General features: G+C 72.5%; 17 protein-coding genes. 7 read left to right on the forward strand and 10 right to left on the reverse strand.

The features are described from left to right. Positions 1–256 precede the first annotated feature (256 nt). Positions 257–1,588 carry an aminotransferase class I/II-fold pyridoxal phosphate-dependent enzyme gene (locus ACFWJX_RS35870; protein WP_383250550.1) on the reverse strand — a complete coding sequence of 444 codons (1,332 nt, stop codon included), beginning with the start codon at positions 1,586–1,588 and terminating at the stop codon, positions 257–259. Between the two features lie 35 nt (positions 1,589–1,623). Between ACFWJX_RS35870 and ACFWJX_RS35875 the strand changes: the two genes are divergently transcribed. Both ACFWJX_RS35875 and ACFWJX_RS35880 read left to right on the forward strand, forming a co-directional pair. Further along, positions 1,624–2,325, forward strand: coding sequence for a pyridoxamine 5'-phosphate oxidase family protein (locus ACFWJX_RS35875; protein WP_383250551.1), 702 nt, complete (start codon positions 1,624–1,626; stop codon positions 2,323–2,325). Then, positions 2,325–2,960 carry an FMN-binding negative transcriptional regulator gene (locus ACFWJX_RS35880; protein WP_383250553.1) on the forward strand — a complete coding sequence of 212 codons (636 nt, stop codon included), beginning with the start codon at positions 2,325–2,327 and terminating at the stop codon, positions 2,958–2,960. The genes ACFWJX_RS35875 and ACFWJX_RS35880 overlap by 1 nt, the downstream gene beginning before the upstream one ends. Before the next feature lie 56 nt (positions 2,961–3,016). Here the strand turns inward: ACFWJX_RS35880 and ACFWJX_RS35885 are convergent, their stop codons facing one another. Next, positions 3,017–4,021: a DMT family transporter gene (locus tag ACFWJX_RS35885; protein ID WP_383250555.1), complete on the reverse strand. Its 1,005-nt coding sequence runs from the start codon at positions 4,019–4,021 to the stop codon at positions 3,017–3,019. A 78-nt stretch (positions 4,022–4,099) separates the two neighbouring features. Continuing rightward, positions 4,100–4,693, reverse strand: coding sequence for a Clp protease N-terminal domain-containing protein (locus tag ACFWJX_RS35890; protein WP_383250557.1), 594 nt, complete (start codon positions 4,691–4,693; stop codon positions 4,100–4,102). A gap of 197 nt (positions 4,694–4,890) precedes the next feature. Here ACFWJX_RS35890 and ACFWJX_RS35895 point away from each other — a divergent pair, with 197 nt between their 5' ends. Both ACFWJX_RS35895 and ACFWJX_RS35900 read left to right on the forward strand, forming a co-directional pair. After that, a complete protein-coding gene (locus ACFWJX_RS35895) occupies positions 4,891–5,103 on the forward strand; it encodes a hypothetical protein (protein ID WP_383250559.1) in 213 nt (70 codons plus the stop codon). A gap of 87 nt (positions 5,104–5,190) precedes the next feature. Continuing rightward, positions 5,191–5,628, forward strand: a complete 438-nt coding sequence (locus ACFWJX_RS35900) for an SRPBCC family protein (RefSeq protein WP_383250561.1) — start codon at positions 5,191–5,193, stop codon at positions 5,626–5,628. 88 nt (positions 5,629–5,716) lie between these two features. Here ACFWJX_RS35900 and ACFWJX_RS35905 read toward each other — a convergent pair whose 3' ends face one another. The 5 genes from ACFWJX_RS35905 to ACFWJX_RS35925 form a co-directional block, all read right to left on the reverse strand. Then, on the reverse strand, positions 5,717–6,358 hold the full coding sequence (locus ACFWJX_RS35905; RefSeq protein ID WP_383250563.1) for a PadR family transcriptional regulator: 642 nt from the start codon (positions 6,356–6,358) through the stop codon (positions 5,717–5,719). Between the two features lie 99 nt (positions 6,359–6,457). After that, a complete protein-coding gene (locus ACFWJX_RS35910; protein ID WP_383250564.1) occupies positions 6,458–7,300 on the reverse strand; it encodes a class II glutamine amidotransferase in 843 nt (280 codons plus the stop codon). A gap of 69 nt (positions 7,301–7,369) precedes the next feature. Then, a complete protein-coding gene (locus tag ACFWJX_RS35915) occupies positions 7,370–7,792 on the reverse strand; it encodes a hypothetical protein (protein ID WP_383250566.1) in 423 nt (140 codons plus the stop codon). A 300-nt stretch (positions 7,793–8,092) separates the two neighbouring features. Then, complete coding sequence (locus ACFWJX_RS35920; protein WP_383250568.1) at positions 8,093–8,641, reverse strand: DUF2269 domain-containing protein; 549 nt, start codon at positions 8,639–8,641, stop codon at positions 8,093–8,095. Between the two features lie 143 nt (positions 8,642–8,784). Further along, the gene (locus ACFWJX_RS35925) at positions 8,785–9,789 is read right to left on the reverse strand and encodes an NAD-dependent epimerase/dehydratase family protein (RefSeq protein WP_383250616.1); all 1,005 of its coding nucleotides are present in this window, start codon (positions 9,787–9,789) and stop codon (positions 8,785–8,787) included. Between the two features lie 142 nt (positions 9,790–9,931). Between ACFWJX_RS35925 and ACFWJX_RS35930 the strand changes: the two genes are divergently transcribed. Further along, a complete protein-coding gene (locus ACFWJX_RS35930) occupies positions 9,932–10,741 on the forward strand; it encodes a PhzF family phenazine biosynthesis protein (RefSeq protein ID WP_383250570.1) in 810 nt (269 codons plus the stop codon). 32 nt (positions 10,742–10,773) lie between these two features. Here ACFWJX_RS35930 and ACFWJX_RS35935 read toward each other — a convergent pair whose 3' ends face one another. Further along, positions 10,774–11,553, reverse strand: coding sequence for a CPBP family intramembrane glutamic endopeptidase (locus tag ACFWJX_RS35935; protein WP_383250571.1), 780 nt, complete (start codon positions 11,551–11,553; stop codon positions 10,774–10,776). A 131-nt stretch (positions 11,554–11,684) separates the two neighbouring features. After that, complete coding sequence (locus tag ACFWJX_RS35940; protein ID WP_383250573.1) at positions 11,685–13,202, reverse strand: glutamate-cysteine ligase family protein; 1,518 nt, start codon at positions 13,200–13,202, stop codon at positions 11,685–11,687. 580 nt (positions 13,203–13,782) lie between these two features. Here ACFWJX_RS35940 and ACFWJX_RS35945 point away from each other — a divergent pair. Beyond that, positions 13,783–14,367, forward strand: a complete 585-nt coding sequence (locus ACFWJX_RS35945; RefSeq protein ID WP_383250575.1) for a hypothetical protein — start codon at positions 13,783–13,785, stop codon at positions 14,365–14,367. 329 nt (positions 14,368–14,696) lie between these two features. Next, positions 14,697–14,903 (forward strand): DUF5999 family protein, encoded by a 207-nt coding sequence (locus ACFWJX_RS35950; protein ID WP_383250577.1) that lies wholly within the window; start codon positions 14,697–14,699, stop codon positions 14,901–14,903. Positions 14,904–15,167 lie beyond the last annotated feature (264 nt).

Here is a 15,167-nt window from a genome sequence, read left to right on the forward strand (position 1 = left end):
CGGCGTGAACCAGCCACGACGGCCTCGCGCCCGCGCCGACCGGCGCAGGTGGGTGGACCTCCCGTCACCGGCCGCATCGCCTCCAGGCGGGGGACGGCCCCCGTGAGGGCGACACGCACGCGGCACCCGACGGACGGGGTGAGCCGCATCGTCACCCGACGGCCGGCCCTTACGACGACGGCACCGTCCCACCACCACGGTCACGGCATCCCAGCAGTACGGGCCGTCACCGAGGCCGCCCCGCCCCGGCGCCCGCCTACACGAACCCCCTCCCACCCCCCACCCGCACCGCGGAGGCCACCGCGTCCGCCAGCGCGCCCACCTCGCCCTCCGCCAGCGTCGAGACGGTGATCCGGATGCCGGGCGGAGCCCCGATCCGGAATCGGGCACCGGGGGCGACCGCCCACCCCGCGTGCAGCAGCCGGGCCACCGCCCCCGTCTCGTCGGGGACGGGAATCCACACGTTCATCCCGCTGCGGCCGCGCGCCTCGACCCCCCGCTCGGCCAGCGCGGCGATCAGCGCGTCCCGGCGCGTCCGGTACGCCCGTGCGACCGCCGCGCTGTCCACCGCGCCGTCGGCCCACAGCCGCACCACGGCCCGCTGGGTGATCCGGCTGACCCAGCCGGGTCCGAGGCGCTGCCGTCCGTGGACCCGGTCGAGGGTGACCTCGTCGCCGGTGAGGACGGCGAGCCGCAGGTCGGGGCCGTAGGCCTTGGCGACCGAGCGGACGAAGGCCCAGTGCCGGGTGACTCCCGCGAGGGGGTGCAGGGGCAGGTCGACGATCCGGTGACCGTGGTCGTCCTCGATGAGCAGGGTGCCCGGATGCCGGCGCAGCACGGCCCGCAGGGCACGCGCGCGTGCGGCGCCCACCGCCGCGCCGGTCGGGTTCTGCGCGCGGTCGGTCACGATCAGGGCGCGAGCACCGTCCTCCAGGGCACGGTCCACGTCCTCCGGGAGCGGCCCGTCGTCGTCGACGCCGACCGGCACCGTACGCAGTCCGAGCGCCGGGACGAGGTCGAGGAGCGAGCCCCAGCCGGGGTCCTCGAGGGCCACGGTGTCGCCGGGCTTGAGGTGGGCGGCGAGCACCCGCTCGATGGCGTCCAGCGCGCCGGTGGTGACGGCCACCGGCCCGGCCGGAACCCCGTCGGCGTCCAGATCGGCGCGGGCTGTCCGCGCAAGTTCGGGCTCGACCGGCTCGTGTCCGTACAGGACCGGTTCCCGGTCGCCCTGCGCGGCGGCCCAGGCGAAGGCCGGGCCGAGCGGCGGCAGCAGCGCGGTGTCCGGGTTGCCCGCCGAGGCGTCCCGCACTCCCTCCGGGACCTCCACCCGGATGAACTCGCGTCCGGTCGTGGCCGGCCTGGACCGCACCCTGCTGCCCCGTCGGCCGTCGGTCTCGATCACCCCGCGCTCGCGCAGGGTGCGATAGGCGGCCGCGACGGTGTTCGGGTTCACCCCCAGCCGCTCGGCCAACTCCCGCATCGGGGGCAGCGGTTGGCCGGGCGCCAGCTCACCGGCGCCCACCGCCTGCTCGACGCTCGCGGAAATGTCGGCTGCACGCCGACCCGTGATCCGATACTCTCCTAGCACAAAGTCGATTATGCACTAGTGCAATGGAGAGCGCCATGCAGGGGACCACGCAGCCGCAGGGGAACACACAGCCGGTGACGTCACCCACCGCCTACACCCCGACCGACCGCACGGTCCCCACCCGGTCCGCGCACAAGGCCTCCTACGACAGGGACCTGGTGCACGCGATACTCGACGAGGGTTACGTCTGCCACCTGGGCTTCGTCCGCGACGGCGCGCCGGTCGTGCTGCCGACGCTCTACGGCCGGGTCGGCGAGACCCTCTATGCGCACGGTTCGACCGGCTCGCGCCCGCTGCGGATGACCGGGCAGGCCGACCCGGGGCTGCCGGTGTGTCTGACGGTGACGCATGTCGACGGACTGGTCCTGGCCCGCTCGGCCTTCCACCACTCGATCAACTACCGCTCGGTCGTGGTCCACGGTCTCGCCCACGACGTCACCGACCACCAGGAGAAGCTCGCGGCGTTGGACGCCCTGGTCGACCACGTCGTCCCCGGCCGTGCCGCCGACTCCCGGCCCGCCAACAAGAAGGAACTGGCCGCCACCGCGGTCATCCGCATCGATCTGAACGAGGTCTCGGCCAAGACCCGCACCGGCGGGGTGAACGAGGAGCCCGAGGACCTCGCCCTCCCCCACTGGGCCGGCGTCGTCCCCCTCCGCAAGGGTTACGGCACCCCGGTCCCCGAGGCCGACCTGCTCCCCGGCACCGGACTCCCCGCCTATCTCGGGACGCTGTGATGCTGATCCAGCCCTGGGACGCGCCCCGCGACGACGCCGAGTGGCAGCACTGGCTGGCCCGGCGCGACTTCGGCCAGCTCGCCGTCAACGGCCTGCCCGGCGACCCTCCGTGGGTGCAGCCCCTGCACTTCGCCTACGACGCCGAGCGCGGCGAGGCCGTCACCCACCTCGCCCGGCCGAACCCCCTGTGGGCGGCGCTGGAGGCCGACCCGGAGGTCGTGCTGAGCGTGGTCGACGACCACGTGTACATACCCGGCCCCTGGCAGGCGCCTTTGGAGGCTCCGCCCGAGCACGGCACCCCGACGAGCTTCTACGCTGCCGTCCAACTGCGCTGCACGGCCCACCCGGTCGACGACCCGGACGCCAAGGCCGGTCTGCTGAACCGGCAGATGGGCCACTTCCAGCCGGAGGGCGGCTCCGCCCGAGTCGCGGCGGGCGAGATGCCGTACGGCCGACTGCTCTCCGGTATCCGGGGGATCCGGCTCGAAGTGACGGGCGTACGGGCCAAGTTCAAGTACGCGAACCACCGGCCCGCCGAGACCCGGGAGCGCATCGCGGCGGGCCTCGCGGCACGCGGCGGTCCGGGGGACGCGGCAGCCCGCGAGCACCTGCTGCGACGTGGGCCCGAGGTCTGACCGTACGACGGCGGCGCCCGGCGCAGTCGCCGGGCGCGGCCCAGTCGGGGGCCCTCTCAGGTCGCCGTCCCGCGGGCGGACAGCTCCCGCTCGGGGCTGCCGGCGGCCACCGGGTCCGCGGAGCCCTTGGCGGGGGTGGACGACTGGGCGATGAACGCGCCCAGCAGGACGATCGCACCCCCGACGATCTGCGGCGCCGAGAGGTGCTCGCCGAGCAGGACCCAGGCCAGGACGGTCGCGATGACCGCCTCCAGACAGGCCACGACACCCGCCACCTGCGGGGAAAGCCGGCGCACCGAGACCACGCCGGTCACATACGCGACGACCGTGGCGATCAGCACGATCCAGCCGAGCAGCAGCCAGGCCGGGACGCCGGTGCCGTCCATGGCGGCGGAGTGCGCGAGCACCGACCAGTCCATGCCCCAGGGGCGGGCGACGGCCGTGAGGACGACCGCGCCGACGAGGAGGCCGTAGGCGATCACGCCGAGCGGGTCCGGGGCGTCCTCGCCCGAGTCGCTGCCCTGGTCGGAGAGGACGAAGTAGCCGACCTGGCAGCAGGCGGCGGCCAGCGCGAGGGCCAGGCCGAGGGCGTCGAAGCCGAGCCCCGACCACACCTCGACGACACAGGCGAGCCCGCCCACCGCGAGGACCACACCGAGCGCGGCGGCTCGGGTCACCGGCCGCCGCTGCACGAACCGCACCCAGCCGAGCACGAGCGCGGGCGCCAGGTACTCGACGAGCAGGGCGACGCCGACGGGGATGCGGGAGATCGAGGCGAAGTAGAACGCCTGGACGCCGGCCACACCGAGCAGTCCGAACCCGGCGAGCAGCGCGGGGCGGCGGCGCACCAGCGCGCGGTGGCGCACCGCGAGGGGCAGCATCACCAGGGCCGCGCCCGTCACCCGCAGCCACACCACGTGCAGCGGGTCGAGTCCCGCCTCGATCAGCGGCTTCGCCGCCACTCCCGACCCACCGAAGGCGATGGCCGATCCGATCGCCAGAGAGAGCCCGATGCCCTTTCCGCGACTGACCTGACTGCTCACAGACGTATGCACCGGCACATGATGACAGGCGACGACATGAGCGTCACCCCTGTTGACACCTGTCTCATCGACTGGACGGGAGGAGGGCCGGCCCCGTCAGGGCGCGTCACCCTCCTCGGCGTACCCGGCGTACTCGTCGAGGCCGGCCTCGACCCGGGCGCACACCTCCAGGGGGTCGACGCCGGCCCGGCCCAGCACCTCCACGGCACGGGCCTGAGGGTCGGCGAGGATCGCGGCGAGCAGATCGACACCGCGGGCGATGTCGCCGTAGGAGGGCGGGCCGGCGTCCGGGGCGTGCGGTCCGGGGCGCCCGGCGGCCCGTACGCGCGCGTGCCGCAGTGCGGTGGAGGCGAGGGGCGAGAAGCCCTCGACGGTCGTGACGACGGGCAGGGCGCCGGAGTCCTCCACGCCGCCCTGCCAGCGCAGGCCGTAGCCGATGCTGCGCTGGACGAGATAGCCGAAGAGGCGGGCGAGCTGCGGACCGCTGTCGAAGGCGGCGCGCACCTCGGAGTCGTGCTCCAGGAGGGAGTGCAGCAGGTGCGCGGTGTCGATCTGCCGGTCCCCGTCGCGCACGGCCCGCCGACGCGCGCCCTCGACCGCCGCCGCCAGCTCGGCACTGAGCCCGGCGTCGTCTTCCATGGCGCGGAACGCGTGGTCGCGGACCGGCTGCCGGGGGATACGCGGTTGCACATCTTCCACCCCATCAGTCCCGGCCGGTGGGGTCATCCCCGGAGGGAACCATCTTCGCGTCCCACAGAGAGCGGACGACGAGGGCCGGAATCTCCTCCTTACGGATGAGATCAGGCCGTTCTCACCTCAGGGGCGCGCGCCGCCTTGCCTCGCGCCCCTGGGGCAACCGCGGGCGCCGTCCGTCACGTCTCACGGGCATGGAGAGCGGGTGCTGGCTGGTGGCTCTGGCCGCGGTCGACGGCAGGCAGTACGTGTACCGGGTGTACGCCCCGGAGGACGCGCTGCCCGCCGATCTGTTCTGGGAGGCGTGGCACTGTCACGACGAGGGGCCGTTCCCGCGCGCGTGGGACCTGTTCGACGCGGCGGAGATACGACGGGTGAGCCGGTCCGGCAGCCGGCAGAGTTTCTGACGTTCCGTCAGTCTTGAATGTTCGCGCCGCTACGGCTACGTTCCGCGGCACCGCAGCCCGAGTCGCCGGACACGAAGAGGTGGTCGCATGGCCGAAGTCAGCGCGGAGGCACGCATCCAGGCGCCGGCCGAGAAGGTCTGGGCTCAGCTCACGGACTGGTCCGCGTACGGGGAGTGGAACGCGACCCACACCAACTTCCCCCAGGGTGGCCCGAAGACGCTGGAGGTGGGCGCGACCTTCCAGGAGAACATGAAGCTGATGGGCTTCCCGGCCGAGGTCGAGTGGACCGTGGAGGAACTGGCACCGGCCCGGGTGCTGGCAATCCGGGGCAAGGGCCCGATGGCGGTGACCGTCGTGACCCGCTACACGCTGACGCCCGACGGCGACGCCACGGGCGTACGGATCGACGGCGAGTTCACGGGCGCGGCCGTGTCGCTCATGGCGGGCAAGCTCAAGGACTCGGCGACGGCCGCGCTCGACGAGTCACTGCGCAAGCTGGACGGGCTGACCTCGACAACGGCCTGACCGGGGGCGCCCGGTCCGTGTGCGGCAGCGGAAGGGCGCCCCACCGAATCATCGGCGGGGCGCCCTCACCCGTCGTACGGTACGGCCGTCAGTCCTCGTCGGCGAGGATCAGGTACAGCTTCTTGCGGGCGTCGTTGATGACGGTGAGCGCCTTCTCGCGCTGTTCCTTGCTGCCGGTCTTCCAGACCTGCCCGAAGGCCTCCATCAGACCGAAGCCGGCCTGCCGGATCTCACCGAGGGCCTCCCAGTCGACTCCGCGAGAGGCTTCCTCCCACGGCGCCTCGGGACCCTCCTCGGCCGCCGTACGGCCCTCGTCGGTGAGCGAGAACAGCTTCTTGCCGCCCTCCGACGCACTGGTGATCAGGCCCTCGTCCTCCAGCAGCTGGAGGGTGGGGTACACCGAGCCGGGGCTCGGCTTCCACGCGCCGCCACTGCGTTCGGCGATCTCCTGGATCATCTCGTAGCCGTGCATCGGCCGGTCCTTGAGCAGGGCCAGGATCGAGGCCCGCACGTCACCGCGCCGCGCCCTCCCCCTGGGCCCGCCCCGCCCTCGACCGCCCCAGGGCCCCGGTCCGAAGCCGGGCCCGAAGCCGCCACCGGGACCCCCGGGGCCACCCGGCCCACCCGGTCCGAAGGGCCCGAAAGCAGCCCTCATCCCGTCGAAGCCACCCCGGCCGCGCCGGGAGAAGCCGTCCTGTCCATGTCCACGCTCGTATCCGTGGGTACGCATCGCCATCACTCCATTCATTCGGTCGTTGATCGATCGCGATGCGTCAACGATATATCGGTACCGTTCGGATGGCAAGGCCCTTGTCTGTCCGCCGGCGGATCACACCAGGGCCGGCTCCCGTGGGGCGAAGGGGAACATCTCGTCGCCCTCGGGCTGGACCACACCGCACGTGCCCTCCGGGACGGCGTTCCAGGCACCGGGGAGGTCGCCGAGGGGCTCCGAGACGATGAGCCGGGTCCCGGCGGAGACCTCCTGCAGGAACGCCACGTCCGGGTGAAGGGCCCGCAGTGTGTCCACCCGGGTGCTGTAGAACAGCGAGCGCGAGGACTTCTGGCTGGAGTAGCGGAAACCCCAGAGCCGCTCTCCGTCGGTCACGGCGAGCGTCATCTGGAGCGGGAACTCCACCCCGTGCTCATGGCCGGTCCGCTCCACCAGGCCCGCCATGCGGGCGACGGCGCCGGGCGGGTCCTGCTCCAGGCCGAAGGTGAGGGCCAGGTAGAACATCATCTCCGAGTCCGTCGAGCCCTCCATGTCGAGGAACAGCTCCGGGTCGACGGCCAGCGCGAGGTCCCGCCGTATGCGGTGGAATTCGGCGATCGCGCCGTTGTGCATCCACATCCAGCGGCCGTGCCGGAACGGATGGCAGTTCGTCTGCTGCACCGCGGACCCCGTCGAGGCGCGGATGTGGGCGAAGAAGAGAGGGGAACGGACATGGCCGGCGATCTCCCGCAGATTGCGGTTGCTCCACGCCGGGCCGATGTCACGGACGATCGCCGGGGTCCGCAGGTCCGGCCCGTACCAGCCGACCCCGAAGCCGTCGCCGTTGGTCGTCTCGACGCCCATCCGGGAGTGCAGGCTCTGGTCGATCAGTGAATGCGTCGGCTTGTAGAGGATCGTCTCGAGCAGGACGGGCGTACCCGAGTAGGCGAGCCATCGGCACATCGTGCGCCACCTTCCTGACCGTTCGGACGCGCGCGGGCGGCGGACGCCCACCCGCGCGCGGAAGGATCGCTAGCGCAGCGAGGCGGTGTCCGACCGCGACACGCACAGGCCCCAGATGACGAACCCGGCGAAGGCGATCGTCACGACGGACCAGACCGGGTAGTACGGCAGGGAAAGGAAGTTGGCGATGACGATGAGTGCCGCGATGGCCACCCCGGCGACGCGGGCCCACATCGCTCCCCGGAAGAGTCCCAGGCTGACGAGCACGGCGACCACGCCGAGTGCCAGATGGATCCAGCCCCAGCCGGTGAGGTCGAACTCGAAGACATAGCTGCGGGTCGTGACGAAGACGTCGTCCTCGGCGATGCCCATGATGCCGCGGAAGATGTCCAGGATCCCGGAGAGCATGAGGATCACTGCGGCGAAGACCGTGAGCCCCTCTGCCCAGTGCTGCTTGGCGGTCCCGGTGTGCGAAGTGTGAGTCGCGCTCATACCGTCGCCTCGATTCGGTGTCGTGGGTGGTCAGCGGCCGAAGGCGGACGCGGAGGCCACGGGCCGGGGCCGGGCCGGTCGGGATCGGTCGCTTCACGCGCTGCGCGCTCTGCGCCACGCGATGATCCGGATCGCCCGCCCTCCGCAAGCCCGGTCATGGCGCTCACCGGCACTTCTCGTCAGGCCTTGGGCAACGCTCCCTCCAGCATCCCAGCGTCCCGGCGTCTGCGCGCGGCAGAGGGCCGGGGCCCCGGCGGACGGCGGCCGTCGGGCGGACGGCGCGCGAGAGACCGCCGCGGTTCAGGCCGTCTCACGGACACGCCCGGCCCTCGCCGCCGTGCCCGCCGGCCGGCCGGCCGCCTCGCGGAGCCGACGGCCGCGCCGGGTGAGTCCCCAGGGCTTGAGGATCGACACGACGGTCATGAAGAGGTAGGCGGACAGGGACACGACCGGCCCGAACAGGACATCACCGGCGTCGGGGAGCGCCCCGCCCGCGGCCACGGCGGTGACCGCCGCGTTCACGCCGGGGCGCAGGGCGAAGACGGTGGCGGTGGTCGTGGCCAGGGTCAGCCAGAACTTGGTGTACACCCAGCGGTGCCGCGCCAGTCCCCACGAAGTGCCCAGCGACAGCATCAGACCGCTGAGGAGCGTGAGGCCGGCGACGGGCAGCAGCAGCCAGTCCGCGAACAGCTTCATGGCCCGGACGGACGCCTCGACGGTCGCCGCGGACCCGGTGGTGGTCGCGACGATCCCCAGCGCGAGCAGCCCGAGCGTGAGCCCGAGCCAGCTCGCGGAGGCGGCGACATGGACGACGAGGGAGGCCCGGCGCACCGGGCGGGTCAGCTTCACGCCCACCACGCTGCCGGTCGGCGCCGCCCGGGGCGTCCCACGGCGGGAGTAACCCGGCGTACTGGCGCGGGCGTACGGCGGCAGCGGCCCGGTCACCTGACACCCGGGCGGAGCTGAGCCCGCGGCTCGCGCCCCGCAGGGCCTCACGCGCCGCGCCCCACCCGCTCCCGGTACCACTCCGCCGCGTCCGCGAGGCGGCTCAGTGGGCCGGGGCCCGGTGGCTCGGCCGTCCGTTTCCAGATCTCGTCGGCGCGGTACCAGTGGTCGCGGCCGACCAGGGCGAACTGGCGTTCCGACACCCGGCCGGGGGTGGACCGCAGGTGCTCCAGGCAGGTGGGCCACGGCCAGTCGGCGTCCGGGCGCGGCGGCAGCACGCCGTGCTGCGCCAGCACCGCCAGCAGGTCGCCGACGCGCACGGGCTCGGGATGGCCCACGTGATACACGCCGGACGGCACCCGCTGGGGGCCGGTGGCGACGGCGGCGATCAGGCGGGCGAGGTCCCCGACGTCGACCACCGACAGCAGGGCACGCCCGCCGTCCCACTCGGCCGGCACCCGCTCGACCAGTTCCCGCAGGGCGGGCACGGTCCAGCGGTCCCCGGCACCGAGCACGAGCCCCGCCCGCAGGACGACAGCGCCGGCCTCCCTGGCGTAGGCCTCCCCGGCCAGCCGGGTCCGGCTCACGGCGGAGACCGGCTCGGCGGGTGTCCCGTCCACGGTGATGCCCCGGTGCGGGCCCGCGCCGTACACCGCGGCCGTCGACAGGTGCACCACGCGGCGGACACCGGCCCGCCGGGCCTCGGCCATGAGCGCACGGGTGGCGTCGATGTTGACCGCCTCGCACAGCCGCTCGTCCCCGCCGATGTACGAGGCGAGGTGGACGACCGCCCGCGCACCCTCGCACAGACCGCGTACCGCGTCCGGGTCGGTCAGATCGCCGCGCACCCACTCGACGGACCCGGCATTCACCACGTCGCCGGACCCGGCCCTCCCCTCGGCGCCGGGGACCGTGCGGACCAGCGCGCGCACGTGTCCTCCCCTCCCGCCGGCCGTCAGCGCGCCGAGCGCGCGGGAGCCGATGAAGCCGGTCGCGCCCGTCAGTACGAGCGGGCCCTCGTCGCTCCTTGCCGCGCTGCCGTTCAGGGAGATGCCTTCCGCTCCTCGCGGCGCCCGCCGGACCGGCCGCCGTCACCGCGATCAACGTCCGGGCGGGCGCGGCCGGTTCCCGACCGGTCCACGACTCGCCGATTGGCCTTGGCCCGCCGCCTCTCCCAGCACCTACCGTCGCCGCATGCGGATTCGAATCGTCGATGCCTTCACCGACCGTCCCTTCGCCGGGAACCCGGCCGGGGTCCTGCTGCTCGACGCCTTCCCGGGCGACGGCCGGCTCCAGGACGTGGCCCTGGAGGTCAACCACGCCGAGACGGCGTTCGCGCACCCGCTGCCGGCGGGCGGCGAGGCCGACTGGGCGCTGCGCTGGTTCACTCCCGTCGCCGAGGTGGCGATGTGCGGTCACGCCACGCTCGCCACCGCGCACGTCCTGCACAGCACGGGCGCCCACGCGGGCCCCGTACGGTTCGCGACCCGCAGCGGGGTGCTGGTCGCGACGCCCGCCGAGGACGGCTCGATCACCCTGGACTTCCCGACCGCCCCGCTCACCCGCGTGGAGGTCCCGGAGGGGGTCGCCGAGGCCCTGGGCACCGAACCGCTGACGGCCTTCGACACCGGCCCGAACATCGGCGACCTGCTGCTCGAACTCGCCGACGAGCAGACCGTGCGTGCCCTGCGCCCCGACCACAAGGCCCTGTGCGCCCATTCCGCGCGCGGCATCATCGCCACCGCCCGCGCCGAGCATCCCGGCCTCGGCCACGACTTCGTCTCCCGCTGCTTCTTCCCGAACGTCGGCATCGACGAGGACCCGGTCACCGGCAGCGCCCACACGGCGCTGGCCCCCTTCTGGTCCGAGCGCCTCGGCCGCGCCGAGCTGACCGGTCTCCAGGCCTCGCCCCGCTCCGGTCACGTGCGGACCGAACTGCGCGGCGAACGCACCCTGCTGAACGGCCGCGCGATCACCGTCATCGAGGGCGACCTGCTCGCTTAGCCGGCCCCGGGCAAGGGGACGTACGGCTTCGCTCAGGCGGTGGGCAGCCAGTCCACCTTGCCCGCCAGCAGCGCGTAGCCGACGAAGGCCCCGATGTCGAGCAGCGAGTGCGCGACGACCAGCGGCCCCACCCGGCCCCAGCGCCGGTACAGGTGGACGAACACCAGGCCCATCACCATGTTGCCGATGAACCCGCCGATGCCCTGGTAGAGGTGGTACGAGCCGCGCAGTACGGAACTGGCCATCAGCGCGCCGACCGGTGTCCAGCCCAGCTGGCCGAGGCGGCGCAGCAGATAGCCGACGACGATGACCTCTTCGAGGATCGCGTTCTGGAGCGCGGACAGGACCAGCACCGGGTACTTCCACCACACGTCGGGCAGCGCCTCGGGGACCACCGTGAGGTTGAAGCCGAGGCCGCGGGCGGCGAGGTAGAAGGCGATGCCGGAGCTGCCGATGACTGCGGCGATCGCGGCGCCGCGACCGAGGTCGGGCCAAGGGCGGGTGCGGTCGAAGCCGAGGACGCGCAGGCCCTGTCCCTCGCGCAGCAGGAGGTGCGCGACGAGCGCGACCGGCACGAGCGAGCTGGTGATCCCGAAAAGCTGCCAGGCCAGATCGAGCCACGGGCGGCCCGGCGCGGCCGAGGCGTTGAGGGTCGCCGCCTGGTCCTTGAGGCCGCCCGGCTTCGTGACCGATCCGACAAAACTGATCAGGGCGGACACCCCGCTCGCACCGAGCGAGACGCCCAGGACCAGCAGCGTCTCGTCCCGGAAGATCCGTCGGGAGAACTTCTCCTGCGGAAAAGAATCAGCCACCTACCGGGCCTCCACCTTCGCACCTGCCGCACCACCGTCGGACGTCACAGCTTGCCCGATCCGTGCGATGCGACCGGCGGCGACCCCCTCTCCGCCCGGAGAACCTCGGACGCGGGGAACCGCGGCGGCTCTCACCCCGTGGGGACAGGCTCCGGCAGCCCCACCGGCCAGGTGTGCGCCGGCTCCCCCCGATGACTCAGCTCCGCGTACCGCCGGGTCGTCGCCGCCAGCGCCGCGTCCCGCGACAGTCCGGCCTCCAGCGCGCGGTGGAAGGTCGCCACCTGCCAGCTCGCCCCGTTGGTCCGGCGCCGGCACCGCTCCTCGATGACGCCCAGATACAGATCGCGGTCGGCCGGCTCCACCCCCCACGCGTCCAGCCCGGCCTCCGCCAGCGGCAGCAACTCGTCGCGTACGAGGCTCACCGCGTCGACCTCCGCGACGCCCCCCAGCCGGCCGCGCCGGGGCCAGCGCAGGCGGGCGTCGATGCCGTGACGGCAGGCGGCGTCGAAGTTGGCGGCGGCGGTCTCGAAGGGCATCCGGGTCCACACGGGCCGTGACTCCTCGGCCAGGGCACGGACCACGCCGTAGTAGAAGGCCGCGTTGGCGACGACGTCGGTGACGGTGGGGCCGGCGGGCAGGACGCGGTTCTCGACACGCAGGTGCGGGACGCCGTCGGCGATGCCGTAGACGGGACGGTTCCAGCGGTAGACGGTCCCGTTGTGCAGGACCAGCTCGGCGAGCTTGGGGGTGCCGCCCGCGGCGAGGACCTCCTGCGGGTCCTCGTCGTCGCAGATGGGCAGCAGTGCGGGGAAGTACCGCAGGTTCTCCTCGAACAGCTCGTAGGCGGAGCTGATCCACCGCTCGCCGAACCAGGTCCGCGGGCGCACGCCCTGCGCCTGGAGTTCCGGTGGCCGGGTGTCGGTGGCCTGCTGGAACAGCGGGGGCCGGGACTCGCGCCACAGTTCGCGGCCGAAGAGGAACGGCGAGTTGGCGCCGATGGCGATCTGGGCGGCGGCGACGGCCTGCGCGGCGTTCCACACGTCGGCGAAGCGGCCCGGCGTGACCTGGAGATGCAGTTGCACGGAGGTGCAGGCGGCCTCGGGGACGATCGACTTCGAGGTGCAGGAAAGATGCTCGACGCCGTCGATGTCGAGGGTGAACTCCTCGCCGCGGGCGGCCACGATCTGATCGTTGAGGAGGGTGTAGCGGTCGACGTCGGAAAGATTGGAGGAGACCAGGTCGTCACGGTCCAGAGTCGGCAGAATACCGATCATCACGATTCCCGCGTCGACCTCTCCCGCCTTTCGGTGGGCATATGCCAGTGAGGTGCGGAGTTCCTCCGCGAGTCGGTCGAATACCCGCCCGCCCAACCGGTGTGGAGCTATGTTCACTTCCAGGTTGAACATGGCCAGTTCTGTTTGGAAATCTCGGCTGGCGATCCGCTCGAGCACTTCCCCGTTCAGCATTTTCGGCAGACCGTCGGCGCCCGCGAGATTCAGCTCGAGCTCCAGCCCCATGAGGTTCTTGGGGCGGTCGAAGCTCTGCTGGGCCAGGAGCCGCTCCAGCACCGTCAGGCACTGCCGCAGCTTGTCCCGGTAGCGCTGACGATCGGACAGGTCGAACGCGCCTGCCACGACCTTCTCCCCCATCGGGCGTCCCTCCTCGCATGGGCGGTCCGAGGATCCGGCCGCCGGTGTCCCGGGGTCAGGGAGGATGATGCCCAGCCCCGTCGATCGATAACGTCACCTACCCGGCAGGGCACCCGCTACTCTGACCGAAGCGGCGGAAGATGACCGGAGGCACATTCACCGGGCATGAAGCAAAGGGCAGATTCACGAACTCGGAACCTCGTGAAAAACGCCGACGAGAATAAGCCGACCGCTGTATCCGCATATCCTGAGGTCATCGAGCTGCCCACCGCTCTGAATCGGGATGATGCACACGTATCGCCGTCCGAATGGAACCTTGCCGAGTGTCCAGGGAGCGGCTAGACGAAACACAGTCTGAACACGTGTCGTATAAACTCCGCGACAAGGCAGAGAAGGTGGGCCCCACCGCGGTCGAAGGAGCCTGTCGTCGTCTACGAGACGGACGGCAGGCCGCAGGCGCACCCCCTGTTCCCAGACCCCGGCTCCCCGCCTCTCCGACCTCACCCTGAGAGCTGACAGCGCCGTCCGCCCGACCCACGCCCTCGTGCCACCGTGCCTGTCGAATGAGAGGCGACCCACCATGCCGCTGCATGTCCCCCCGGCTCCCGCGCCCGCCCTGCGCTCCGTCCTCACGGCACTCGGTTCCCCCACAGCGGTCCGCGAGGCGAGGACTTCCTCCCTGCGCACCGCCCAGGGGCCCGTCACCCCCGAACTCCCGCTGCCCGTGCACGTCCTGGACCGGATCACCCCCGAGGGGATGTCCGCGACCAGGCTGGCCGGCTGGCGCTTCCTGATCCGCTGCGGCGACCGGGCGCTGGCCGCGGCCGAGACCCGGCTGACCCCGGACGGCTGGGCCTTCTCGCACTTCTTCGAGGGCCCGTACCTCGCCTCCACCGAGCTGGCACTGCACCAGGCCGAGTCGACGACACAGCCGTACCAGGCGCGTCTGCTGTCCCTTCCGAGCCTGTACATGCTCACCCTGTGGCTGCACGGCGACTACGCCTCGGACGGCACCACCGGCCATCCGGCGGCGACCGACCTGCTGGTGCCGCTGGCCCCGGCACCGCCCGGCATCGCCGCGCACCGCCCGCACCGGGTCGCCGAACTGCTCCCGGTCCTCACCCTCCGGGTGACCCGGCCGCCACTCCTCGGCTCGCCCGCCTGACACGTACGCCCGTACCCCGCTCCCGCGGCCCCGGCGGCGGGGTACGGTGCCATGCGGTCCAGTCGCACCGGCCCATGCGGACTAGCCCCTTTCGGCCAGCCGAAACCACCCGAAGAGACCGTGCAGTTGGAATGAACCGCCCGCGCGGGTGATGCGTCATGAACCTGTGAGGAGCGGTGCCGCGAAATCCCTGCGGATCGACGTCCGTGGGGCAACACTGGGTTCCGACCGACTTATCACAACGGGGGGCGGCCATGAACGACGTTTCACGCCGCGGAACAGACACGACACATCTTCCACACACCACGTCAGAGCGAGAGATCCCCTCCATGTGCCAGCACCAGCCACCGTGCCCGACAGCCGACTCCGCCGACCGGGAATCCGCCCGCCTCGTGGCGCACCACCCGGAACAGGGCTGGAGCCTGCTGTGCAACGGCGTCCTGCTCTTCGAGGACACCGGCGAGATCCTGCCCGACGGCCGGATCATCGCACCGCACCGCCCGCTGGCCGGCAGCCGGGTCGTCACGGCTGCCTGAGCACCACGCACCGTCTGATCAGAGCACCTTGTGAGACCACCTGATCAGCACGCCTGAGCAGCACCGCCTCGGCACCAACCGGACGGCACCGACGAACGCCGTCCACCGAACCGAGGGGCCGGACCGCAGCCGCCGCTGCGCGCCGGCCCCGACGCGCGTCCGGGGGTGTTCACTCCCCGTAACCTCGCGGTTTCCCTCCTGCTTCTCTTCCCACAGGCACTCGATTTCCGGAAGACTCCTGGAAGTTCCGGAGCACGGAGTCGG

This window comes from Streptomyces sp. NPDC058335 (genome assembly GCF_042723915.1).
Taxonomy (GTDB): domain Bacteria; phylum Actinomycetota; class Actinomycetes; order Streptomycetales; family Streptomycetaceae; genus Streptomyces.